This window comes from Streptomyces sp. NPDC087422, from assembly GCF_044744145.1.
In the GTDB taxonomy this organism is placed as follows: Bacteria; Actinomycetota; Actinomycetes; order Streptomycetales; family Streptomycetaceae; genus Actinacidiphila.
In genome coordinates this window covers 741059-763557 of sequence record NZ_JBIUXT010000003.1, presented here as the reverse complement: position 1 = coordinate 763557, position 22499 = coordinate 741059, and the positions used below count along the sequence as shown (strand labels likewise).

The 22499-nt window shown below is 71.1% G+C and carries 21 protein-coding genes; 10 read left to right on the top strand and 11 right to left on the bottom strand.

The window, feature by feature from the left end:
* Positions 1-12 precede the first annotated feature (12 nt).
* The gene (locus ACIO6U_RS13020) at positions 13-1866 is read left to right on the top strand and encodes a discoidin domain-containing protein (RefSeq protein WP_401718279.1); all 1854 of its coding nucleotides are present in this window, start codon (positions 13-15) and stop codon (positions 1864-1866) included.
* An 87-nt stretch (positions 1867-1953) separates the two neighbouring features.
* On the opposite strand, the gene ACIO6U_RS13015 is transcribed toward ACIO6U_RS13020, so the two are convergent.
* The 4 genes from ACIO6U_RS13015 to ACIO6U_RS13000 form a co-directional block, all read right to left on the bottom strand.
* Complete coding sequence (locus tag ACIO6U_RS13015) at positions 1954-3018, bottom strand: glycoside hydrolase family 26 protein (protein WP_401718276.1); 1065 nt, start codon at positions 3016-3018, stop codon at positions 1954-1956.
* A gap of 258 nt (positions 3019-3276) precedes the next feature.
* Positions 3277-4923 (bottom strand): glycosyltransferase family 39 protein, encoded by a 1647-nt coding sequence (locus ACIO6U_RS13010; RefSeq protein ID WP_401718273.1) that lies wholly within the window; start codon positions 4921-4923, stop codon positions 3277-3279.
* The gene (locus ACIO6U_RS13005) at positions 4920-6197 is read right to left on the bottom strand and encodes a glycoside hydrolase family 26 protein (protein WP_401718270.1); all 1278 of its coding nucleotides are present in this window, start codon (positions 6195-6197) and stop codon (positions 4920-4922) included. Before ACIO6U_RS13005 ends, ACIO6U_RS13010 begins: the two co-directional genes overlap by 4 nt.
* A complete protein-coding gene (locus ACIO6U_RS13000; protein ID WP_401718267.1) occupies positions 6190-7509 on the bottom strand; it encodes a glycosyltransferase family 2 protein in 1320 nt (439 codons plus the stop codon). Before ACIO6U_RS13000 ends, ACIO6U_RS13005 begins: the two co-directional genes overlap by 8 nt.
* Positions 7510-8060: 551 nt before the next feature.
* On the opposite strand from ACIO6U_RS13000, the gene ACIO6U_RS12995 reads away from it, so the two are divergent.
* Positions 8061-9158, top strand: a complete 1098-nt coding sequence (locus ACIO6U_RS12995; protein ID WP_355336488.1) for a glycosyl hydrolase — start codon at positions 8061-8063, stop codon at positions 9156-9158.
* 79 nt (positions 9159-9237) lie between these two features.
* Entirely contained in the window at positions 9238-10260 is a 1023-nt protein-coding gene (locus ACIO6U_RS12990) for a hypothetical protein (protein ID WP_401718264.1), read from the top strand.
* 68 nt (positions 10261-10328) lie between these two features.
* Here ACIO6U_RS12990 and ACIO6U_RS12985 read toward each other — a convergent pair whose 3' ends face one another.
* The gene (locus tag ACIO6U_RS12985; protein WP_355336490.1) at positions 10329-10745 is read right to left on the bottom strand and encodes a MarR family winged helix-turn-helix transcriptional regulator; all 417 of its coding nucleotides are present in this window, start codon (positions 10743-10745) and stop codon (positions 10329-10331) included.
* 63 nt (positions 10746-10808) lie between these two features.
* On the opposite strand from ACIO6U_RS12985, the gene ACIO6U_RS12980 reads away from it, so the two are divergent.
* Positions 10809-11585: an alpha/beta fold hydrolase gene (locus ACIO6U_RS12980; RefSeq protein WP_401718261.1), complete on the top strand. Its 777-nt coding sequence runs from the start codon at positions 10809-10811 to the stop codon at positions 11583-11585.
* Between the two features lie 96 nt (positions 11586-11681).
* On the opposite strand, the gene ACIO6U_RS12975 is transcribed toward ACIO6U_RS12980, so the two are convergent.
* Positions 11682-12566 carry a sigma-70 family RNA polymerase sigma factor gene (locus ACIO6U_RS12975; RefSeq protein ID WP_355336492.1) on the bottom strand — a complete coding sequence of 295 codons (885 nt, stop codon included), beginning with the start codon at positions 12564-12566 and terminating at the stop codon, positions 11682-11684.
* A gap of 246 nt (positions 12567-12812) precedes the next feature.
* Here ACIO6U_RS12975 and ACIO6U_RS12970 point away from each other — a divergent pair, with 246 nt between their 5' ends.
* The 4 genes from ACIO6U_RS12970 to ACIO6U_RS12955 all read left to right on the top strand — a co-directional run bounded on the left by ACIO6U_RS12970 (position 12813) and on the right by ACIO6U_RS12955 (position 15555).
* Complete coding sequence (locus ACIO6U_RS12970; RefSeq protein ID WP_355336493.1) at positions 12813-13610, top strand: ferritin-like domain-containing protein; 798 nt, start codon at positions 12813-12815, stop codon at positions 13608-13610.
* Positions 13607-14449, top strand: a complete 843-nt coding sequence (locus ACIO6U_RS12965) for a ferritin-like domain-containing protein (RefSeq protein WP_401718257.1) — start codon at positions 13607-13609, stop codon at positions 14447-14449. The genes ACIO6U_RS12970 and ACIO6U_RS12965 overlap by 4 nt, the downstream gene beginning before the upstream one ends.
* A 127-nt stretch (positions 14450-14576) precedes the next feature.
* On the top strand, positions 14577-15014 hold the full coding sequence (locus ACIO6U_RS12960; protein ID WP_401718254.1) for a cupredoxin domain-containing protein: 438 nt from the start codon (positions 14577-14579) through the stop codon (positions 15012-15014).
* Positions 15015-15099: 85 nt separating this feature from the next.
* Positions 15100-15555, top strand: coding sequence for a hypothetical protein (locus ACIO6U_RS12955; RefSeq protein ID WP_401718251.1), 456 nt, complete (start codon positions 15100-15102; stop codon positions 15553-15555).
* Positions 15556-15654: 99 nt separating this feature from the next.
* Here the strand turns inward: ACIO6U_RS12955 and ACIO6U_RS12950 are convergent, their stop codons facing one another.
* The 5 genes from ACIO6U_RS12950 to ACIO6U_RS12930 form a co-directional block, all read right to left on the bottom strand.
* Positions 15655-16065 (bottom strand): rodlin, encoded by a 411-nt coding sequence (locus ACIO6U_RS12950; RefSeq protein ID WP_401718248.1) that lies wholly within the window; start codon positions 16063-16065, stop codon positions 15655-15657.
* Between the two features lie 155 nt (positions 16066-16220).
* Complete coding sequence (locus ACIO6U_RS12945; RefSeq protein ID WP_355336498.1) at positions 16221-16586, bottom strand: hypothetical protein; 366 nt, start codon at positions 16584-16586, stop codon at positions 16221-16223.
* 144 nt (positions 16587-16730) lie between these two features.
* Positions 16731-17498 carry a chaplin family protein gene (locus ACIO6U_RS12940; RefSeq protein ID WP_391159056.1) on the bottom strand — a complete coding sequence of 256 codons (768 nt, stop codon included), beginning with the start codon at positions 17496-17498 and terminating at the stop codon, positions 16731-16733.
* A 163-nt stretch (positions 17499-17661) separates the two neighbouring features.
* Entirely contained in the window at positions 17662-17895 is a 234-nt protein-coding gene (locus tag ACIO6U_RS12935) for a chaplin (RefSeq protein WP_355336751.1), read from the bottom strand.
* Positions 17896-18166: 271 nt separating this feature from the next.
* Positions 18167-18577 carry a rodlin gene (locus ACIO6U_RS12930; protein ID WP_355336500.1) on the bottom strand — a complete coding sequence of 137 codons (411 nt, stop codon included), beginning with the start codon at positions 18575-18577 and terminating at the stop codon, positions 18167-18169.
* Between the two features lie 440 nt (positions 18578-19017).
* Here ACIO6U_RS12930 and ACIO6U_RS12925 point away from each other — a divergent pair, with 440 nt between their 5' ends.
* Together ACIO6U_RS12925 and ACIO6U_RS12920 are read left to right on the top strand one after the other, a co-directional pair.
* Positions 19018-20193 carry a glycosyltransferase gene (locus ACIO6U_RS12925; RefSeq protein ID WP_401718244.1) on the top strand — a complete coding sequence of 392 codons (1176 nt, stop codon included), beginning with the start codon at positions 19018-19020 and terminating at the stop codon, positions 20191-20193.
* Positions 20194-20522: 329 nt separating this feature from the next.
* Positions 20523-22496, top strand: a complete 1974-nt coding sequence (locus ACIO6U_RS12920) for an exopolysaccharide biosynthesis polyprenyl glycosylphosphotransferase (RefSeq protein WP_401718241.1) — start codon at positions 20523-20525, stop codon at positions 22494-22496.
* Positions 22497-22499 lie beyond the last annotated feature (3 nt).

Here is a 22499-nt window from a genome sequence, read left to right as displayed (position 1 = left end):
CAAGGAGCAGGCATGTCGATGAGAGACAAGCGCTTGCGGAAACGGCTGGGCGTCGGATTAGTCGCCGTCAGCGCGATGGCCGCGGTGGCGCTGGCCGGTTCGCCGCAGGCGTCGGCGTCCGCGTCAGCGTCGGCCGCGGGAAAGGGCACCGTCTCCCCACAGACGGCGACCCGGACCACGGCGGCACAACAGGCCGTACAACCGGCCGCCGTACAGCCGAACGCCGTCCCCGCCGCCCCGAGCGGTTTCACCACCACCTGGAGCGACGACTTCAACGGCGCCGCCAACACCGGCCTGGACACCGGGACATGGCGCTACGACGCCGGTGAGGGCTGGACCTTCGGGACCGGCGAGATCGAGACGATGACGAACAGCACGGCCAACGTCTACCAGGACGGCAACGGCCATCTGGTGCTCAAGGCACTGCACTCGGGCACGGACCCGAACACCGGCTGGACGTCGGGACGGGTCGAGACGCAGGCGGACGGCTTCGGCGCGCAGCCGGGCGGCGTGGTCCGGATGCAGGCGTCGATCCAGCAGCCGAACGTGACCACGGCCAACGGCGCGGGCTACTGGCCCGCGTTCTGGATGCTGGGGTCGCCGCTGCGCGTGGGCGTGCCGTGGCCGGGTTCCGGCGAGGTGGACATCCTGGAGGACATCAACGGCCGCAGCTCGGTGTTCGGCACCCTGCACTGCGGGACGAATCCGGGCGGCGCGTGCAACGAGTCCAGCGGCGTCGGCAGCGGTGAACGGGCCTGCTCCGGCTGCCAGACGGGCTATCACACGTACGCGGTGGAGATCGACCGCTCGACGTCACCCGAGCAGATCCGCTGGTACCTGGACGGCGCGAACTACTTCACGCTCAGCTCCAACCAGGTGGACGCCACGGCGTGGGCCAACGCCGTCGACCACAGCTTCTACATCATCTTCGACCTGGCGATCGGCGGCGGCTTCCCCGCCGCCTTCGGTGGCGGCCCCAACGCGGCCACGGTCAGCGGCGGTTCGCTGAACGTCGACTACGTGGCGGTCTACAACAAGGCCGCGCCCGGCAGCACCGGCACCAACATCGCCAAGGGCAAGCCGACCACGGCCTCCTCGACCGAGAGCGCGCAGTTCCCCGCGTCGAACGCGACCGACGGCGATGTCACCACCCGCTGGTCGAGCGGCTTCAGCGACCCGCAGTGGGTCCAGGTCGACCTCGGCCAGTCCTACAACCTCACGCACGCGAGTCTGGTCTGGGAGGCGGCGGCCGCATCCGCCTACCAGCTACAGACGTCGGCCAACGGCACGACCTGGACGACGGTCTACTCCAACAACAACAGTCCGGCCGACATCCAGGACACCGCGCTGTCGGCCACGGCCCGCTATGTGCGGGTCTACGCGACCGCCAGAACATCCCAATACGGCGATTCGCTGTACGAGTTGGCGCTGTACGGCACACCGACGTCCGGCGGCGGCGACCCCGGCGGACCCGGCACGCCCACCCTGCTGTCGCAGGGGAAGACTGCCACGGCCTCGTCCAGTGAGAACGGCAGCTTCACGGCGGCGAGCGCGGTGGACGGCGACCCCGGCACCCGCTGGTCCAGCACCTTCAGCGACCCGCAGTGGCTCCAGGTCGACCTCGGCGCCAGCCACACCATCAGCCAGGTCAAGCTCAACTGGGAGGCCGCGTACGCGACGGCGTACCGGATCCAGACCTCCGCGAACGGCACCACCTGGACGGACGTCTACTCCACGACCACCGGCACCGGCGGCAATCAGACGCTGAACGTCACCGGCACCGGGCGGTACGTGCGGATGTACGGGACGGCGCGCGCCACGCAGTACGGCTACTCGCTCTGGGAGTTCCAGGTACTCGGCACCTGACCGTCAGGACCGCGTGCGCACGTGAGCATCAAAGGCCGCCCCCGGTGCACGCGCCGGGGGCGGCCCGCGTACGAACAGCCGTACGCGTCACGGCACTTGCGCCAGCCGCAATGTCCTCGCTCCCGCCTTGAAGGACTCGTGCGCCGCGGCGCTGGACATGAACGTCCAGTCCGAGCCGCCGCCTTCGGCGTGGGTGTACTGGAACCAGATGAAGCCGATGACGTCGTGGCGGCTCGCCAGCCACGGGAAGAGGCTGGCGATCCAGGGCGCCTTGCGCCCGCCCGGCTGAGCGCCGGTCTCGGTGATGAGCAGCGGCTTCGCGGTGAACGCGCGCAGGGCGTTCACCGACGGGTTGAGGAGTTCGCCCGCCGTGCGCTCGGCGACCCCGTAGGCGTCGAGGCCGACCCAGTCGACGTAACCGTCGCCCGGATAAAGGGACTTCAGGCTGATGTCGTCCGCGCCGCGCAGCGTGTTCGGGGCCCAGACCCAGATCACATTGGTGGCACCGGCCTGCTGGAAGATGTCGTGGACGTGCTTCCACGCGGCGACGTACTCACCGGGTCTGTTGCCGCCGTTGGGCTCGGCCCACGGGTACCAGTGGCCGTTCATCTCGTGGGCGAAGCGCAGCGCGATCGGGAAGCGGTTGGCTTTGACGGCCTCGGCGAAGGACCTGATGTACGGGTCGTGCGCACCGTCGATGATGGTGCGCAGCGCGTACGAGGGCTGCTCGGTGCCCTTCGCGGAGCCCGCCCACGGTTCCCAGGAGACGACGGGCACGGCGTGCTGGGCGTAGGCGGCGCGGACCGGGTCCGGGTCGAAGCCGCGGGTCCACTTGACGTAGTACTCGACCATGTTGGGCGTGACGCCGCCCGCGTCGCGGCCGACTCCGGCCAGGACGGCCGAATTCCAGGGCGCGTCGGGCTTGGCGACGCCGAAGTACGTGGTCCCGGCGGGCGGTCGGCGGATGGCGTCCTTGTCGGGCACGGCGGTCCGCGGCGGCCCCGGCGCGATGGTCGACACCCCGTCGTCGTCGCCCACGCCGCTGTCGGCCGCCCGGTCGGCTCCCGCGCTGCGGTCGCCGCCCCCGTCCCCGCCGTCACCCCAGGCGAGCGCGGCGACCCCGATCAGCAGCGCGAGGACCGCGGCGGGCACGACGTACTTCGCCCGGCTCCAGACCGGCCGTAGAAGGGGCTGGACAGCCGCCCCGGCCAGTTGACGAGCGGACCTCCGCGCGTCCACCGGTCGCGTCTTCCCCCGAGCATGCTCCCCCGCCTCCGTCACCCGTACCCCCGACGATTCCCTGAACGCCCCGCGCACCCTGCCCCCGCGCGCCCCGCCCCCTTCGGGCCCGGCCACGCCAGCGACCGGCCCCGCCCGCGACCGGCCCGGTCGGCGCGCCCAACGCGCCCGCTACCGCGCCGACTTCCGCGGCAGCCGGTCGAACAGCGTAATCCGCAGGCCGCCCGCGAAGTCCTTCGCGGTGCCCGCCTTGTACTCGGTCTGGAGGAATCTCCCCTCGTCGGCCGTCATCCCCGCGTACGGCGTGCGCGGCGCGGTGGCCACCAGCCAGATCCGCTGGACGTCCTTGGTGCACACCACGGGCGCGGAGCACGGCTGTCCGGTGTACGTACCGTCCCGCTGCGGCGACACCGTCACGTACACCGCGTCCGGCGGGTCGGCCACGGCGCGCAGTTGGTACGCGGTGCCCCGCATCGCCTTGTCCAGCTCACCGCTGTAGACGACCCCGTCGCCGCCGCGCGTCTGCGTCCGCAGCCAGGCCGACGCCGCCTGGTAGTCGGGGAGTCCGGGCCGCGGGTCGGTGCGCAGGCCGTTGAAGGCCGGCAGCGAGACCGCGGCCACGGCGACGGCGGCGACCGCGCCGAGCACGATCTGCCGGGTCGCCGCCCCGCGCTCCCTGCCCGGCAGCAGCTTGGCCAGACCGCACACCCCGGCGCCCGCGAGCAGCGCGACGGCGGGCACGGTGAAGACGAAGTACGACGGCGTGAACAGGTTGCCGTACGAGCGCAGTCCGAACAGCGCGACCGGCGGCAGCACCGCCCACACCAGCAGCGGTACGCCGTTCCTGCGGCCGAGCAGCACCCCGAGCAGCGCGAGGCCGCCCACCGCGAGGGCGGCGTGCTGCGAGCCGATCAGCTCCTGCGGCAGCCGCAGCAGCGCGTGCACGTCGGTGCCGCCCTGCGGGTCCTGGTGGTTCTGGCCGCGCGCCAGCATCAGCACCGCGAAGAGCGGCGCGACCGGCACCAGCGTCACCGCCAACCACGCCCCGGTGCGCTGGCGTTCGGTGGCCAGCGTGATCAGCAGATACGCCACCACGACCGTGGCCGCTACCGGGTGGAACAGCCCCGTGCACAGCATCCCGAACGCGTATCCGCCCCACCGGTCCGCGCCCACGTGGTCCAGCGCCCGGTACAGCAGCAGCGCCCCCGCCACCACCGACAGCGCCGCCAGCGCGAACGGCCGTGCCTCCTGCGCGAATCGGGTCGTCACCGGCAGCACCGCGAACACCAGCCCCGCGACCAGCCCGGTCGGCGCGTCGAACATCCGGCGGCCGAGCAGCGCCAGCAGCCCCGCCGTCACCGCCATCGCCACCACCGACGGCACCCGCAGCATCGCGGGCGAACTCCCGGCGACCGAGACCCAGAAGTGCATCAGCACGTAGTACGGCGCCAGCACCACATCGGTGTTGTCCAGCAGCCGCCCGAGGTCCGACCACGACAGATGCGCCGCCCACCACGTCGCCGCCTCATCCTCCCTGACCTGCGCCGCGCCCACCCGGTACCCGCCCGCGACGAGCGTCACCAGCATCGGCGGCAGCATGATCGCGGCGCGGCCCATCCCGCGCCGCTTCTCCTCCTGGCGCTTCTCCTCCCGCCGGCGCGCCGCCCGCCCGCCCGGGGCCGGGCGGTCCCCGGTGCTGTCGTCCTGGATCTCCCACTCGCCCTGGCCGTGATGGGAGTTCCGCGGCTGCGGAATGATCGAGATGGGAATGGTGTCGGGGTGATCGGGGTGGGGATTCAGCACTTCCCGCTCGTTCATGGGGTGCTCCCGGAAGACGGGGAGGTGCCGGGTGAACCGCTCGGCGGCGCGCCCGGTGAAGGACCGGACGACGTCTTCGTCTGCCCGGTCGCCAGCCGCAGTGTGGCCAGACCGGCCTGGAACGCCTGCTGTTCGGCCTTGCTTGAGGTGAAGCGCCAGTTGGCGCGGGCGCCGGTGTCCCGGTCCTTCTGCATCCAGATGAAGCCGACGATGTCCGGATGGGCCTGGAGCCAGGGGAAGAAGGCCCGGACCCAGTTCAGTTGCTGCTTGTCGATCTGCGCGCCGGTCTCCATGATGATCAGCGGCTTGTCGGCGAAGGTCCGCACCTGTTTGATCGTCGCGCCGAAGGTGATCGCGGGGGTCTTCTCGCGCACGCCGTAGCCGGTCATGCCGATCCAGTCGACGTAGTCGTCGCCCGGGTAGTACGGCTGGAGTTTCACCTTCGGCTTCGGGCGGATGATGTTCGGCGACCAGGTCCAGATCACATTGGTGGCCCCGGCCTTGTCGAACAGGTCGTGCACGTGCCGCCACGCCTGCACGTACTCACCGGGCTTGTTGCCGTTCACCGCCTCCGACCAGGGGTACCAGCCGCCGTTCATCTCGTGCGCGAGGCGCAGCACCAGGGGCCACTTGGCGTCGGCGATGGCCGTGGCCGTACGGGTGATGTAGGCGTCGAACTTGCCGCTGATGATGTTGCCGAGCCGGAACTTGGGCTGATCGGTGTTCGTGTCGAGGATGACGCCGCCCGCCGGATTCTGCACCCCGCCCGCCCAGGGCTCCCAGGTCAGCACGGGGAGCGTGCCGTGCTCGTAGGCCGCCGTCATCGAGTACGGGTTGAACTCGTGCTCCCAGTCGAGGAAGAACGAGGCCATGGTCGGCCGGATGCCGCCGTCGTCGGTGGTGAACTCGTCCAGTTCCTTGGCGTCGTAGGGGGCCTTGACGGTGGCCGCGCCGAAGTAGATGCCGTCCGGCTTCATGAACTGCTGCTTGGTCGGCACGTTCGGGTCGCTCTTGCCCTTGAGCCGGTCCAGCAGTCCCGGGTTGCTCTTGCTGCCGCCGCCGAGTCCGGAGTAGCCGGTGCCCTCCGCGTTGGAGACGACTGCCATGTAGACGCCGTAGGACAGCGCGGAGAGCAGGACCGCGTTGACGGCCATCCAGATCCGCAGCCGGATGCCCGTGCCGCGGCTCCACCAGTGCGACGGCTTCTTGCGCCGTCGCTTGGCCTCCGCCCGGCTCCCGGACCGGTTGGCGGCCGGCCCGTTGTGGCTAGACACTCATCATCACCGACCCCCCGAGCATGAGGCCGCCGATCACGTACGGCACCAGGACCAGGGCGCTGTGCGACTTCTCGCCCGCGAAGCTGTCGGCGCGGGTGCCCCAACTCGCGTTGTGCGCGCAGCGGAAGAAGCCGAGCAGGCGCACGGGGAGCAGCAGCAGGGTGTTGATCACCATGAAGGTGGGCAGGAAGAGCAGGTCCTGCGGCCGGTAGGCGAAGTGCCGCCCGAAGCGGAACATCAGCGAGAACAGCGACATCACGGCGGCCAGCGCGAGGAGCAGCACCAGGGCCTTGGTGGGGTCGCCGGGCAGCGGCAGGTCCTGGTAGATGGTGGGCCGGCCCCGGTGGAAGGCGGCGATCAGCCAGGAGGCGAAGGTGCCGAGCAGCACGAAGGGGACCGCGACGTCGGCGAAGTAGAACAGCGCGAGCATCTTCGCGTTGCGCAGCATCCACGGCATCATCCGCAGCGTGTTGTACTGCGAGCCGCGCGCCCAGCGGTACTGCTGCTTGGCCAGCTTCTTCAACTGGAGCGGGGCGTCGGTGTAGACGAGCGACGTGGACTGGTAGACGGTCTTGTACCCGGCCTTGAGCGTGTAGTTGGTGAGCGTGCGGTCGTCGCTCACCTCCAGGAAGACGCCGAGGAACTTCTCGCCGAGGAAGGCGTCCATGCAGTCGAAGAGGATGTGACTGCGGAAGGCGATGGTGCGGCCGGGCAGGCAGCCGACGGTGCCGAGCACGCTCATCGCGGGCATCGCGTACTGGCAGCGCACGCTCTCCAGCCAGTCCGCCCAGCGGGTGAGCACGGTGCGGCTCGGCTGGAGGATGCGCTGACGGGTCGTCACCCCGCCGACCTGGGGGTCGCGGAAGGGCTTGACCAGTTCGCTGAGGGTGTTGGCGGTCCAGATGGTGTCGGAGTCGACGAGTACGGCGATCTCGCCGCTGGACTCGGCCAGGCCGACCTTGAGCGCGTTGCGCTTGCCGGGGACGGGGGTCCACCGCCAGAACACGCCGAGGTCGTCGCAGATGTGCTCAAGTGCCTCGTTGCGGCGGCCGTTGATGACCACGATGATCTCGGTCGGCCGCTGGTCGATGATCCGGCCGACGACCTCACGGAAGAGGTCCTCGGGCTCGTCCACCACCGGAATGATCACGGAGGTGGTGGTCTGGAACGGGCGCTTCCACGGCTTGTAGCGACGCGCGAGGACGACCTTGATCAGCCACAGCAACCAGATCAGCGCCATGAAGGCGGCGAAGGGGTACACCACCCCCTGGAGCCGCAACTCACGGATCTCCAGCAAGAACGCCAGCATGTCTTCCTTATCGCGCCGATTCCCCCGAGCCACATACAAGGCGGCGTGCCGCAGAGAGCGTAAGTGGTGACACGATTTTTATCATATGAACCTTAGCGTCCCTCACAGGATCACCTTGAGTAACGCCTCTGCCACGTACACAACGGCCCTGTCGCGTGAGCTGTGTTACACCCTGATGACAAGTCCGTTCCGCCCGGCGGCGAATTACCTGGACAAACGACCGGAGCGGTGAAATCCCGGTCACAGTCGTGTAGGTCCTGTGTCCATCGGACTGCTGTCACTGCCGTCCCGCCCGTGACTCACCCCGTCCCGCCGCCGTTTCGCGCCTCCGCGCCTCCCCGTTTCGCGCCTCCCCGCCTCCCCGCCTCCCCGCCTCCGCGCCCGTGCGGCCGTCCGGCCGTCGCACCGGTTCGGTGCGCGACGGCCCGGCCGACCCGGAGGCCCGGCTCGTGGAACCGGCCACGGCCGCACCGCCCGGACACCTAGAGACGACCATAGGTTCGTCTGATGAGATGCTTCCCGTGACGGTTCGCCGAGCAGAATGGCCGGGAATGAATGTGCTCACACGAGGGACGCGGCGGCGGCCCTTCCTGGTGAACGCCCTGGCAGGCGCGCTCGTGGGCGCCCTGCTGCTGCCGCTGGCCGCGTGCTCCTCCGGAGGCCAGGAGCGCATCGACGACTCCGGCAATCCCTCACAGTCCACGCCTTCCGGAACATCCGCCGCAGACGCCGTGACGCGCACCAAAACCCTGAGCAAGGCGGAGTATCTGCATCCGAAAGGCGTCTATTTCGGCGTCGCGACATTCCACGCACCGGCATGGGCGACCACCGCGGCCGTGACCGTGGCGTCGGGGCGTCACCCGCGAATGCTGGAGTACTACCAGGGCTGGAACGAGGATTTCTCCGCCGCCGACGCCGAACTCAGTTACAAACAGGGCGCGGTGCCCTTGCTCACCTGGGAGCCGTTCGCCAAGTCACGGGCCGCCGACCAGCCGGAGTACTCACTGAAGAAGATCGCGTCGGGGTCGTTCGACCCCTATGTGATCCGATTCGCACGCCAGGTCAAAGCGGCGGGACAGCCGATCGCCCTGCGCTTCGCGCACGAGATGAACGGCGACTGGTACCCCTGGTCCGAGAAGAACAGCGGCAACTCGCGGGGCGACTACGTGAAGGCGTGGCGGCACATCCACGACCTCTTCCAGGCCGTGGGCGCGACCGAGGTGATCTGGGTCTGGAGCCCGAACGCGCTCCGCGGCGCCCGCGGCGTCCCGCTCAAGCCGCTCTACCCCGGCGACAGTTACGTCGACTGGATCGGTGTCGACGGCTACGGCTTCGGCGAGAAGACGGCCACCGAGGTGATCCAGCCCACGGTGGACGAGATCACGAAGTTCTCGCACAAGCCGATCCTGCTGAGCGAGACCGGCAGTTCACCGGGACCGCAGCAACCCGGCTGGACCGCCGACCTCTTCCGCTGGATCAAGCGGACGCCCAATGTGATCGGCTTCGTGTGGTTCCAGCACAGCGTGGACGAAGGCGGCCAGTACGACTACCGCTTCGACGTCAATCCGCAGACCAAGGCCGCATTCCGGAAGGGACTTGATTCCCTCACTCTGAGCCCGTGGCCGGTCACTCCCGATGCACCCCAATAAGGGGAGAAGACACCCCGCGTACTTGTCTGACGCTATGATTCACCGAAATGAGTGACGGGAAAGGCGAACTCCTCCGGCCATGAGTACTCCCACGGGGCCCCCGGAAGATCCTCGCATACCGCACCAGAACGGTGCCGTACCGCAGGTCGACCAGCAGCAGACGCCACCTGCGCGGCAGACACCGCCCGTACAACCGGCGCAGCGGACGCAACCGGCGCGACCGGCACAACCGGGCTACGGCTTCCCCCCGACCCAGTTCTCGCAGCCGGTCCACCAGGGCTCTCCGTACGAGATCAGGCCCGGGGTTCCGCAGATCCCGCATCCGCAGCCGTATGTGCCCAACCCCAACGAGCCCGACTGGTCGGCGCTCGCGGACCAGCACGTGGCCGAGCAGCGGGCGCGCAAGAAGCGGATGCTGATCATCGCTGTCTCCGCCGTCGTGGTCCTCGCGCTGGCGGGCGGCGCCGCGCTGTTCCTGATGGGCGGGTCCAAGAAGGACGGCGACACCGTCGCCAAGGACGACAAGGACAAGCAGACGACCGCGCCGGCCGTCCAGCCGAGCGATGTCGCCAGCGATTCGCCGAGCACGGAACCGACCGGATCGCCGAGTGGATCACCGAGCGCCACCTCGACGCCCACGATGCAGGGCAAGGACCTCTTCTCCGACACGTCCACGCGGGTCAACGGCCAGACCTTCACGCGCAAGACCACCAGCCACGAAGCGCCGTGCTGGAAGGCCACCCGCAGCGGTCTCGGGCCGACGCTCGGGCCGAACAAGTGCGCCCAGGTCGTGCTCGCCACCTACACCTCGGCGAAGTCGTCGGTGACCGTCGGCGTGATGGTCTTCCCCAGCGCCAAGGAGGCGAACGCGGTGAACAGCGCCTTCAAGGGCGAACTGATCCCGCTCACCAACAAGTCGGGTATCCCGAACTTCTGCGAGAAGGTCGCGTGCGCGGTGACCCACGCCGTCCACGACCACTACCTCTACACGACGATCGCCGGTCCCAACAACGGCACCGCGGGCGTCAAGGACGACGACGCGATCGCCGCCGGCCAGGGCATCGCCGGCTACACCCTGACCCGGCTGACCGAACTGGACTGACCCGCAGGGGTCGTTGACGCCACGCGACCGCGCCTTGTGAGCCCGTGACCCGTAACAGGGTCACGGGCTCACGTCGGTTCTTCGCCGATGCGGCGCAACAGGGCGAGGAGGGTGGCGCGTTCGGTGTCGTCGAGGGCGGAGAAGGCGGAGGAGAGGACGTCGTCGGCGATGCGGTGGCCGGCGGAGAGGAGGGCTTCGCCGGCGGGGGTGAGGTGGTGTTCGATGCGGCGGCCACGGCCGGGGCGGCGGTCGATGAGGTGGCGGTCGGCGAGGCGGGTGGCGAGGGTGCCGAAGGACTGCTCGGTCTGGAAGGTCGCGGCGGCGAGGTCGCGGGCCGAGGCGCCGGGCGTGCGGGCGACGGCGCGCAGGGCGTCCCACTGGGCGAGGGTGGTGCCGACGGTGGCCAGGCGACTGTCGAGGGCGCGGTGCTGGCGGTACTGCGCCTGCTTGACGGCTCGTCCGAGGAGTTGGAGTTCAACGGGCATGGGCACAGCCTAACACTCCGACTAAGCTTGCTTATATAAATATCCTTAGTTACAGTCGACGGTATGACGACCCCATCGCAGCTCACCGTTGCCGAGACCGGCCCCACCGACGCGGGGACCGATGCCGCCGCCGCCCGCCCCGTACTGCTGCTGCACGGCGGCGGAGGCACCTTCACCGTCGCGGGCCTCGGCGCCCACCTCGCCCGTACCGCGCGTGTCCTCACCCCGACCCTCCCCGGCTGGGACGGCACGCCCCGGCCCGAGGCGTACGACGGCGTGGACGACCTCGCCGTGGCGTACCTGGAGCTGCTTCGGGAGCGCGGGCTGCGTGACGTCCTGGTGGTCGGCTCCTCGCTCGGCGGCTGGATCGCGGCCGAGATGGCGGTACGGGACGGCGCGGGCCTGATCACCGGGCTCGTCCTGATCGACGCGGCCGGAGTGCTGGTCGAGGGCGAGCCGATGACGGACTTCTTCGCGCTCGACGCGCGGGGCGTGGCCGAGCACTCCTTCCACGACCCCGACCGCTTCTTCGTGGACCCCGCCGCCCTCCCGGCCGGTCAACTGGCCGCGCGCCAGGCGAACATGGCCACCATGCGGATCATCGCGGGCGACCCGTACATGCACACCCCCGGCCTGCGCGAACGGCTCGCCGACGTCCGCGTCCCGACCCTCGTCCTCTGGGGCGAGAGCGACCGCGTCTTCACCCCGGGGTACGGGGCCGCGTACGCCGCCGCCTTCGCCGACGCGCGCTTCGAGGTCGTCCCGAAGGCGGGCCACCTCCCGCAGATCGAGCAGCCGGAGGCGACCTTCGCGGCGATCGACGCCTACCGCGCCCGCTAGGCCCCGGCACCCGGCAGAAGAACCGCCCAGGGGCCGCGCCCCAAAACCATCGGCGCCCCCCCGGCAGAGGAACCGTCCTCGCGGCGCGGGGGAGGGTCACTCGTCCACGACGACGACCCGCAGAAGCGAGAGGCGGGCCTCGTCCGCGAGGACGTGAATTTCGGCGACGCGCCCGGATGGGCTGACGGTGAGGGCGAAGACGGCGCGGGCCCGGCCGTCGTGGATCCAGGCGAGCTGGGGGACGCCGTCGACGAGGACGCGGCGAGCCCCCTTGGCCCGGGTGAGGAAGGTGGTGGCGACGGCGGCGGCGCCGCGGACGGAGGTGGCGCCGGACAGGGCGGCGGCGGGATCGGCCCGGAGCACGACATCGGGGTCGAGGAGTTCGAGGAGCGCCTCGAAGTCCCCGCCGCGGGAGGCCGCGAGGAAGGCGTCGACCACGGCGCGGCGCCGTACCGCGGAGCGCTCCTCGTCGACGACGGCGACCCCCTGCACCCGGCGCCGGGCGCGACTGGCGAGCTGACGGGTTGCCGCGGGCGAGCGCTCCACGATCGGCGCGATCTCGTCGAAGGGAACGGCGAACATGTCGTGCAGGACGAAGGCGAGCCGTTCCGCGGGACCGAGCGTGTCGAGGACGACGAGCAGGGCGAGCCCGACCGAATCGGCGAGCAGCGCCTGCTGCTCGGGGTCGGTGTCCTCGGCCGCGGCGGCGCGCGTGACCGGGCCTCCCGAGGGCGTCTCCAGCGGCTCCTCGCGGCGGCTGCCGCGCGAGCGCAGCATGCTCAGCGACACCCGGGCCACCACCGTGGTCAGCCACCCGGCGAGATTGTCGACCTCGTCGGCGTCGATCCGGCTCAGCCGCAGCCAGGTCTCCTGCACCGCGTCGTCCGCCTCGCCGGTGGAGCCGAGCACCCGGTACGCCACCGCGCGCAACCGGCCGCGCTGCTCCTCGAAACGCGCCGCCAGGAACTCGTGCTCGTCCATCGGGCCACCCACCTCCGTCACCTCGTCGTCGCGGCAGTGACCCGCCGGACGGGCCCGATGTGACACCTGGCGGTACCGCCACGCACCGTACAGACGCTTTTACTGGGCGGAACGGCCCCCTGCCGTCACCCGGAAGAGTGGTCTCGGTGCCCGTACGGAGGACGGGACCAATCCGGATGAGCCGCCGCCACGAACCTGTCGCAGGAGTGCCCTCACAAGAGCGGGCACCGTGAGAGATGGGGCGTGATGGGCGTAGAGCGCATCGACACCCGGCTGCTCGAAGAACTGACGGAGCAGTCACAAGACCTGAACAGTGACGCCTTGCGGATCACCGCGAGCGCGCTGGACGACTTCCGCGCGGCGGCACAGCCCGCGCCGGCGTCCTCGCGCCGCTGGTGGCACCGCGGCGGAGCGGTCGCCGGAGTGGCGGGCGCCGCCGCTCTGCTGCACACCTCGCGGGTCGCCGCGGCCTCCTCCAGCGACGACATCATGGCGCTGCAGACGGCGGCGTCGATCGAGAACCTGGCGATCAGCGTCTACCAGACGGCCGCGGGACTGCCGTTCATCAAGGACGGCAACAAGACGATCGCGGCGTTCATCGCCAAGACGACCACGCAGCACCAGGCGCACGCGAAGGCGTTCAACTCCGCCGCCACCCAGGCGGGCGGCAAGGCGCAGGACCAGCCGGACCCGAAGTACGCGGCCGTGGTCAAGCAGGCGCTGCCGTCGATCAAGACCCCCGCGGACGTCGTGAAGCTGGCGATCACGCTGGAGGACGTCGCGGCCCAGACGTACACGAAGAACGTCAGCCAGGTCAGCAACGGCGACCTGCGCAAGCTCTTCGCCTCCGTCGCGCCCGTCGAGGCCCAGCACCGCGCGACGCTGCTGGCCGTACAGGCGCTGCTCGCCGGGAACATGGGCGACCTGATCGCCATCCCGACGGACGTCGCCAAGCTGCCCGCCGCGGCAGGCAGCGTCGGCTTCCCCAACGCCTTCTACCCGACCAAGAACGCTTCACCGATCTCTGAGGGGGCCGTGAAGTGACCACCGCACGCGACGGCTGGGAGCTGCAGATCAGCGAGCGCGAGCTCGCCCGTCTCACCCAGGACATGGAAGAGGCCCACCGCGACACGCTGCCCGCGATGCGTGCGGCGGCCGCGGACCTCGCAGCGGAACAGCGCGAGAAGGCACAAAGCGACCGGCGCGGCGGGGTGGCCGACGCCTCCCGGCGGCGTTTCCTGCTCGGCGCCGGCGGGGTGGCGGCGGCGTTCGCGCTCGCGGCGTGCTCCAGCAGCGACAAGAAGACCTCCGCGGACTCCGCGACCGGTGCGCCCGGCGGCTCGCCGACCGCCTCGGCGTCGGCGTCCGGGAGCAGCCAGTACACCGGTGACCTGAAGGTCGTCGCGCTGGCGACGGCGCTGGAGAACCAGGCCGTCGGCGCCTACAAGGCGACGCTGGAGGCGGCCAAGGCGGGCAAGCTCGGTACGGTGCCGCCGGCCGTCGCCACCTTCGTGACGACCGCGATGGCTCAGCACGCGGACCACGCGAAGGCGTGGAACGCGGTACTCACGGGTGCGGGCAAGCCCGCCATCACCAATGTGCCGCTGTCCAACCAGGCCGCCACCCTCAAGGCGCTCGGCGAGGCGAAGACCTACGGCGCCGTCGCCAAGCTGGCCCTGCAACTGGAGGACCAGGCCGCGCAGACGTATCTCTTCGCGACCTACAACGTCACCAGCCCCGCCGGGATCGCGACCGCCGCCACCATCGCGCCGGTCGAGGCGCAGCACGCCGCGATCCTCAACTTCGTCCTGGGCCAGTACCCGGTCCCCGACGACTTCCTGCCCGTGGACAAGGCGGCCAGCCCGACCCTGCTCACCGTCTGACCCCACCTGTACGGGACGGCCCGCACCCCCACACGGGCCGTCCCGTGCCTCGCCCGAATTCCGAAGGGAAAAGCCCGAGTTGATCGTCACCCGGCTCCACGCACGCACCGCTCCCGTCCCCGTACGCGTGCCTTCGCGCGTTCCCGTACGCGTACGCCGTGCGCCGTTGCTGGCCGCCGCCTGCGCCGCGCTGGCCCTGACCGGTTGCTCCAGCTCGGGTTCGAGCGGCGGTAGCGGTACGAGTACGTCGGCGGCTGCCACGTCGGCGTCCTCGTCCGCGTCGAGTTCCGCGTCGGCCTCCAGCGGCGGTGGCGCGGACACCATCGTCATCCAGAACTTCGCCTTCACGCCCGCGTCGCTGACGGTCGCGGCCGGCGCCACCGTGACGGTCACCAACAAGGACTCGACGGCGCACACGGTCACCTCGGTCAAGAGCGGCCAGTTCAACACCAACGACATCGCGCCGGGCAAGACGGTGACCTTCAAGGCCCCCTCGGCCAAGGGCACGTACGACTACATCTGCACGATCCACCAGTTCATGAAGGGCACGCTCACCGTGAACTGACGCGCCGTCGGATCACCGCGCGTTCCGCTCCCCCCACCGTGGCCGTACGACCGGTACGCGCCGTACGAGGAAACGAGGATCCGTCATGCCGTCAGCCGGGGTCAGCTCCACCGGCCGAGCGCTCGACCTGGCGGCACGCCTCGTCGCCGCCGCCGGGCTCGCCGTGGACGCCTATGTGCACGCCAAGCTCGCCGACCAGTACGACGCGGTGTCCGCCGACATCAGCCAGGGCACGCTCTTCCGGATCGAGGCGGGCATGGCGTCGTTCGCGGCCCTGCTCATCCTGGTCTGGCGCCGCCCGCTCAGTGCCGCCCTGGCCTGGCTGGTCGCCGCGGGCGGCCTCTTCGCCCTGATGCTCTACCGCTATGTGGACGTCGGCGCGCACGGCCCGTTCCCCAACATGTACGAGCCGGTCTGGTTCTACGACAAGAAGCTCGCCGTGTGGTCCCAGATCGTCACGATCGTCATGGCGACCGGCCTGCTCGTCCACTGGTACGTCACCCGCGTCAGCCGCCGCCGTGACGCGTCCACGCTGCGCTAGGAACACCTCTCAACGACGAACTGCCCGATCCGGCCGGTGCGGCCGGGTCGGGCAGTTCGCTGTGCGGTGCGGTGGAGCAGATCAGCCGTGGGGGGCGGATCAGCCGTTGTGCACGCCGTTGCCGGACAGGACCGGGATCTGGTCCAGGATGTGCGAGGCGGGCTCGTCACCCTTGATCTGGCTGCTGTTCTCGGCGCACTGCTGGTTCTGCGGGGAGGCCAGGACGTTGATGTCCTGGACCGTGACCGGCACGAGGCCCACGATGGAGCCGACGTTGGCCTTGACCGGGACGCCGAGGCAGGGCTTGTTCAGGGTGCCCTGGATGAGGCCGATCTGCGGGCTCTGGGTGCCGCCGGTGTGGGTGTTTCCGTAGCTCTGCTCGGCGCCGTTGCCGTTCACCGTGGTCGTGCCCTGGTCGTCGCCGAGGGCCATGGCCTGCGGGGCGGCGGTGACGCCGACAGCAACAACCGAGGCGGCGAGCGCAGCGCCGGCCAGCATCTTCTTGATCATCTGAAATCCCTTTTTGGTGCTCGATTGCACGGTTCTGGAGCGATCTGATCAACCGCTCACGTGGGGTTTGGTTCCGGCGATTCACTCCGATGGCGGAGTGCTGCCGCGAGGATGGCCGAAGCCGACGCGCGGCAGGTGGGGGAGCCGGGGCCGGGTCAGCGGCCGAGCGGGAGTCCGCCCAGCAGCGAGGCACCGGGCACCGCACCGGTCACGGTGGAGGTGGCGGCATCCTTGGTGGCGGAGGTGGCCTGGCCGAGGAGCGCGTCGGTCGAGGTCTCACCGCGCAGGCGGTCGGCGGCGGCGCTGACCGTCCGGAGCGCGGAGTCGACCTTGAGGCCGTCACTGAGCTGCTGCAGCGGCTGCTCGTTCAGGGCCTGCTCGACACCGCCGTTGATGCTGGTGGGCATCGTGGCCGCGGTGGGCATCTCGGGCGCCGTCATACCGTCGGCGAAGGCAGGCGCGGCGACGCCGACCGCCATCATCGATCCGGCCACGACTGCTGCGACCTTCGAGTACTTCATTGCCACCCTTTCAGTGCCGGTGTCTGTCGGCATGGTCAACGACCGCGGATAGCAACGGAAACGAGGAGTAAACCGGCCTCTCGACAATCACCCGAACGTGAGAGCCGCCTCGCCCAATTCTCGTATTAATTCCGTTGCCCAGGGTTACGAATACGTGCGCCGAATACGGGCCATGGAGGCCGCGTGGGCGCCCGACGCGGCGTGCGCGCCGTGGGCGGCGGCGTGCGCGACCCGCGGTCCGCGCCCGCGGCGGTAGAGCATGGCGCCGCCGAGCAGCAGCGCGGCGCTGGTCGCCCCGGCCGCCCCGAACTCGCCGCCGGCGACGCCGGTCTCGGCGAGCGACTGCTGGTCAACCCCGTCCAGGACGGCGGGGACCGCGTGGTTCGGCTCGGGAGCCGGCGGAAGCCTCCGGACGTCGACCGTCGGATCGGTGTGCACCGAACTGGTGTCGGTGCCGGTGACCGCGTGCGCGCCCGTGCCGTCGTTGTCGCAGGAATTCCCGGACACCGCATTCAGCAGCGCCAGGGGGTCCACGGTGTTTCCGCACACATTGAGCGGAACGTCGACCGGAATTTGCACCGAGTTCCCTGAGGCCACGCCCGCGGAGCCCTGGGTGCCCGACGAATGGGCGGAGGAGGGGGCGCCGGAAGCGGTGTGGTGGTGGGAATGCGATTCGTTGGAGCAGTGGTTGCCCAGCGCGGCGTTGTCGGCTCCCACGACGTTCACGCTGTTCCCGCACGCGTTCAGCGGGACGTCGACCGGTGCCTCGACGCTGTTGCCCGACAGCAGGCCGGGTGAGTTGGACGCACCGCCCTGCGCGTCGGAATCCGCGTTGGCGTACCCCCCGGTGGCCGCGAGGATGCTGCTGGCGGCGGCGACGGTGAGCAGGCTCCGGCTCAAGATGTGTCGCATCGACTTCTTTTCTCCGCTCGGTTCTTCGGCTGCGCCGAATACGTCCCGCGGCCGTCCCGTGCCCATCCCGTAAGACGGACCGCCCCGGAGCGCGACGCACACGCTCCGGGGCGGTCCGGGATCAGAACCTGACGGCCTGACAGGACGACGTCACTTCACTTCGTCACTTGTTGACGCAGGTGTTGCCGAACGCGGGGTTCAGCAGACCGATGACGTTGACGGTGTTGCCGCACACGTTCACGGGGATGTGAATCGGCACCTGGATGCTGTTGCCGGACAGGACGCCCGGGGAGTGCGAGGTGATGCCACTGGCGTCGGAGTCGGCGAACGCGGGGGCCGCGACACCCACAGCCATGAGCGTTCCGGCAGCGACCGCCGCGACCTTCGAGTACTTCACGTTGAGCTCCCTTTCCGGAGCGGTGTCTGGCACCAGCACGTCCTTCGTACGGGCCGGACACAGGAAATCCGCGTCCGTGAACACCACTACCGACCGGGCTAACGACGGGTGCCGACCGTAAGCAACTCCCCAGCGTGCGGCGCCTTCCATCATCCACTCGAATGGCTCGGCTTTTTCCGCCCGGAGCAGAATCCCGGCGCGGAAAACGCGTACGGCCCCGGCCGTCGACGGAAAGTCGACGGCCGGGGCCGTACGGAGCCAGGGGAATGGCTCAGTGGTTGGCGGCACCGTTGCCGGACAGCACCGGGATGTTGTCCAGGATGTGCGACAGCGGCTCGTCGCCCTTGGCCTGGGTGGAGTTCTCGGTGCACTGCTGGTTCTGCGGCGACGACAGGACGTTGATGTCCTGGACGGTGACCGGCACGACGCCGACCAGCGAGCCGACGTTGCCCTTGAGCGGCAGCGCGAGGCAGGGCTTGTTGAGCGAGCCCTGGACCAGCGCGAACGACGGGCTCATGTAACCGCTGGTGTACGTGTTGCCGTAGCTCTGCTCGGAACCGTTGCCGTTGGCGGTGGTGGTTCCGTGGTCGTCACCGATGGCCATCGCGGAGGGGGCCACCGACGCCGAGACGCCCGCGATGGAGACGGCGACGGCGGCCGTGGCGAGGAACTTCTTGATCACGGTTGGTCCTTCTTGGGTGAGATTGCCCTGTACATGGGTCTACATGGGTCGCACTGACCAACCGGCTCCCAGGCGATTAGTAATGATGTTTCACCCGAATGGATAGAACCCCCGGAGGCCGGGCGCCAGGGCGTATCGGAAGGGTGACGGCGGTGACGTGGGTTGACGTCTCGTCAACACCGGTCATGTGATCGTCATAAGACATTCGTCCTGCTCGGCGGGCCGCGCGCCTTACGTGAATCGTGCGCCGAGGTCTGCGACCGTGCATTCCTGTTTCACGAGGATTACCTGACAGGCACGGGATTCGTTGACTCCACGCAGCCCGCTCGAACGCGCGGGCGCGCACATGACACGCAGCAAACCCATCGGCTTCTCCTCGGCCCCGGTCGGTCCACCGGAGACGGTCACGGAGATGGTCACGGACAGAGAGACGGCGCGCGATGCCGCAACACCAGTACGAACTCGCCGGGCTGACGGTGCTCCATGTGACCCAGCCCGTCGAGGGCGGAGTCGCCCGCGTCGTCACGGACCTGGTCCGGGCCCAGCTCGACGGCGGTACGCGCGCGGTGGTGGCCTGTCCGCCGCACGGCGCGCTCCCCGAAGCCGTCACGGCGGCCGGCGGCCACGTCGTACGGTGGCAGGCCGGCCGCTCGCCGGGGCCCGGCCTGCCGCGCGAGGTCCGCACCGTCGCCCGGCTGATCCGCGCCGTCCGCCCCGACCTGCTGCACGTCCACAGCGCCAAGGCCGGGCTCGCGGTACGGCTGGCCGTACGCGGCGGCCTGCCGACCGTCTTCCAGCCGCACGCCTGGTCGTTCGACGCCGTCACGGGACCGACCGCGCGGGCCGCGCTGCGCTGGGAGCGGTACGCCGCCCGCTGGGCCGACCGGGTGCTGTGCGTCAGCGACGCGGAGCGGCGCGCGGGACAGGACGCGGGGGTACGGGGTACGTGGGCGGTCGTGCCGAACGGCGTGGATCTCACGCACTTCACGCCCACCGCGGACGTCGGTTCGGCGCGGGCCGCGCTGCCCGCGCTGTCGGACCTCGGGCCCGACACCCCGCTGGTCGTGTGCGTCGGCAGGCTCTGCACGCAGAAGGGCCAGGACGTGCTGCTCAGGGCGTGGCCCCGGGTCAGCGAGCGGCTGCCGGACGCCCGTCTCGTGCTCGTCGGCGAAGGCCCGGCGCTGCGGCCGCTGCTGCGGGACGCGCCGCCCGGTGTGCTGTTCGCCGGGAGCACCGTGGACACCGCGCCCTGGTACCGCGCGGCCGACGTCGTCGTCCTGCCGTCCCGCTGGGAGGGGATGGCGCTCGCGCCCCTGGAGGCGATGGCCTGCGGACGGCCGGTCGTCCAGACCGACGTCAGCGGCGCCCGCGAGAGCGTGCCGCCCGCCGACGCCGCCGGTTCCGTCGTCCCGGCCGAGGACGAACGCGCCCTCGCCGACGCCATGCTGAGGCTCCTCACCGATCCGGTACGGCGCGCCGACGCCGGTCACCGCGCGCTCGCGCACGTCCGCGAACGGCACGACGTACGAAGAACCGCTGCCGCCGTCGCCGACCTCTACCGCGACGTCCTCGCGCTGCCCCAGCCGGGCCGCCCCACCGAGAGGGTCACCCGATGACGTGGGAGAGCGCGCGCGTGCCGCCGCCCACCCCCACCGGGCGCCCCCTCCCCTCAGGAGGCCGCCCCGCCGACCGCGCACCCGCGCCAGGGGGCCGTACGCCCGACCGCGGAGGCAGTACGCCTGACCGCGAACCCACGTCGGGAAGCCGCGCACCCGCACCCGGGGCCCGTACGTCCGACCGCGAACCCGTGTCGGGAAGCCGCCCCGCCGACCGCGCACCCGCACCCACACCCGGGGCCCGTACGGCCGACCGTGCACCCGCACCCGCGGCCCGTACGGCCGACCGCGAACCCGCTTCCGGAGGCGGTACGTCCGACCGCGCGCCCGTGTCGGGAAGCCGCCCCGCCGACCGCGCACCCGCGAGCGGGGGCCGTGGCGAGCGCGTGCTGGGCGTCGTCGGCCAGGCTGCGGAGAACACCACGGCGACGCCCGGCCAGGGCGGTGACCGCGCCCAAGGGGGCGGGCCCGAACCGGCGCCCGCGCGCGCCGCCGGCCGCAGGCTCAGCTTCGCGCTCGCCCCGGCCTCCGACACCGCGTCCAGCACACCCCCGAGGTGGGGCGGCGACCGCAGCCTCCGCTTCACCCTCGGCCCACGCCCCGAGTCCACGACCCCCGCGACTGCCACCCGCACCCCGGAACGCCCCCGCGCCGTCACGCGCGGCCAGGAGCCGGAAGCCGCTGCGGGCCCGGCGCCCGGGCGGGCCGTGGACCGGGGGGTCGGTGTCGCGCTGGACACGGGGCCCGGGACCGGCTCAGCCGGGCGGGGCAACGGGCAGGCGGCTGAGGCGTCCTCGGCCGGGCGGGTGCTCGGGGTGGTCGTGGGGCAGGGCGGCGACGGCGGAGGGCGGGCTCCCGTGTTGGCGTCGCGGCAGACGCCCGCGTCGGCACCGCGGCAGACGCCCGCGACGGTGTCCCGACCGCGGCATCGGGCGTTTCGGCAGCGGGTGGCGGGGCCGCTGGTGGCGGCGGACTGCGCGGCGGCGCTGATGGGCGCGTTCGCGGTGCGGGCGGATGTGGGGCCGCTGCTGCTGGCGCCGCTGCTCGGGTGCCTGGTCCCGGCGCTGCGCAGGGCGCGGCTGTACCGGCCGGGGTTCGCGCCGACGGCGTCGGACGAGGTGCCGGCGCTGGCGCTGTGCGCGACGCTGGCGTGGGGCCTGGTGGCCGTGACGGCCGCGGCGACCGCGCCCGAAAGCGCCCTCGGATGGAGCGAGTTGCTGACGGCGCTCGTGCTGACCGTGCTGGGCCAGTGGGTGCTGCGCGGGGTCGTGCACGGCGCGCGGCGCCGGTACGCGCGGCTGTACCCCGGATCGACGCTGATCGTGGGCGGCGACGGGTCCGTACGCGAGGTCGCCGCCGTGCTGCACGCGCATCCCGAGTACGGGATGCACCCGGTGGGCATCGCGGCCACCGGCCAGGTGCCGGGGCAGGAGCAGGGCCCGGGGCCCGGACACGGCACCGCGCCCGACGACTTCCCCCTGCCGGTGCTGACCGGCCACGGCGACATCACGCGCGCGGTGATCCAGAACTCGGTGCGGTACGCGGTCGTCGCGGGACCGCAGCCGCTCGACGCGCGTACGACCGCGACGGTACGGCTGCTGGCCGCGCAGGGCGCCTGCGTGTGGCAGGTCACCGCGGGTCCCGGCCCCGGCGACGGCCAGGCGGCCCCCGGCCACCTGTGGGGCTTCGCGTGCCGCCGCCTCGACCCGTATCCGCCCGCGCCGCCCGGCCGTTGGGGCAAGCGCGCCCTCGACATCGTGCTCGCCTCGGCCGCCCTGCTGGTGCTCGCGCCGGTCCTCGCGGGCTGCGGCCTCGCGGTTCGGCTGACCGACGGCCCCGGTGTGCTGTTCCGGCAGGAGCGCATCGGCCTGGGCGGATGCCCGTTCACGCTCCTGAAGTTCCGTACGCTGCGGCCGGCCGACCCCGGCGAGTCCGCGACACGCTGGAGCATCGCGCACGACCGCCGGGTGAGCCCGGTCGGCCGACTGCTGCGGCGCACCTCGCTCGACGAGCTGCCGCAGTTCTGGAACGTGCTGCGCGGCGACATGAGCCTGGTCGGTCCGCGCCCCGAACGCCCGTATTTCGTGGAGCAGTTCAGCCAGACCCACCCCGGCTACCAGGACCGGCACCGGATGCCGGTCGGCATCACCGGGCTCGCCCAGGTGCACGGGCTGCGCGGCGACACCTCGATCGCCGACCGCGCGCGGTTCGACAACCACTACATCGACAGCTGGTCGCTCTGGCAGGACGTCAGAATCCTCGCCCGCACGGCGACTTCGCTCTTCCGGTTCGGTGGGAGCTGAATC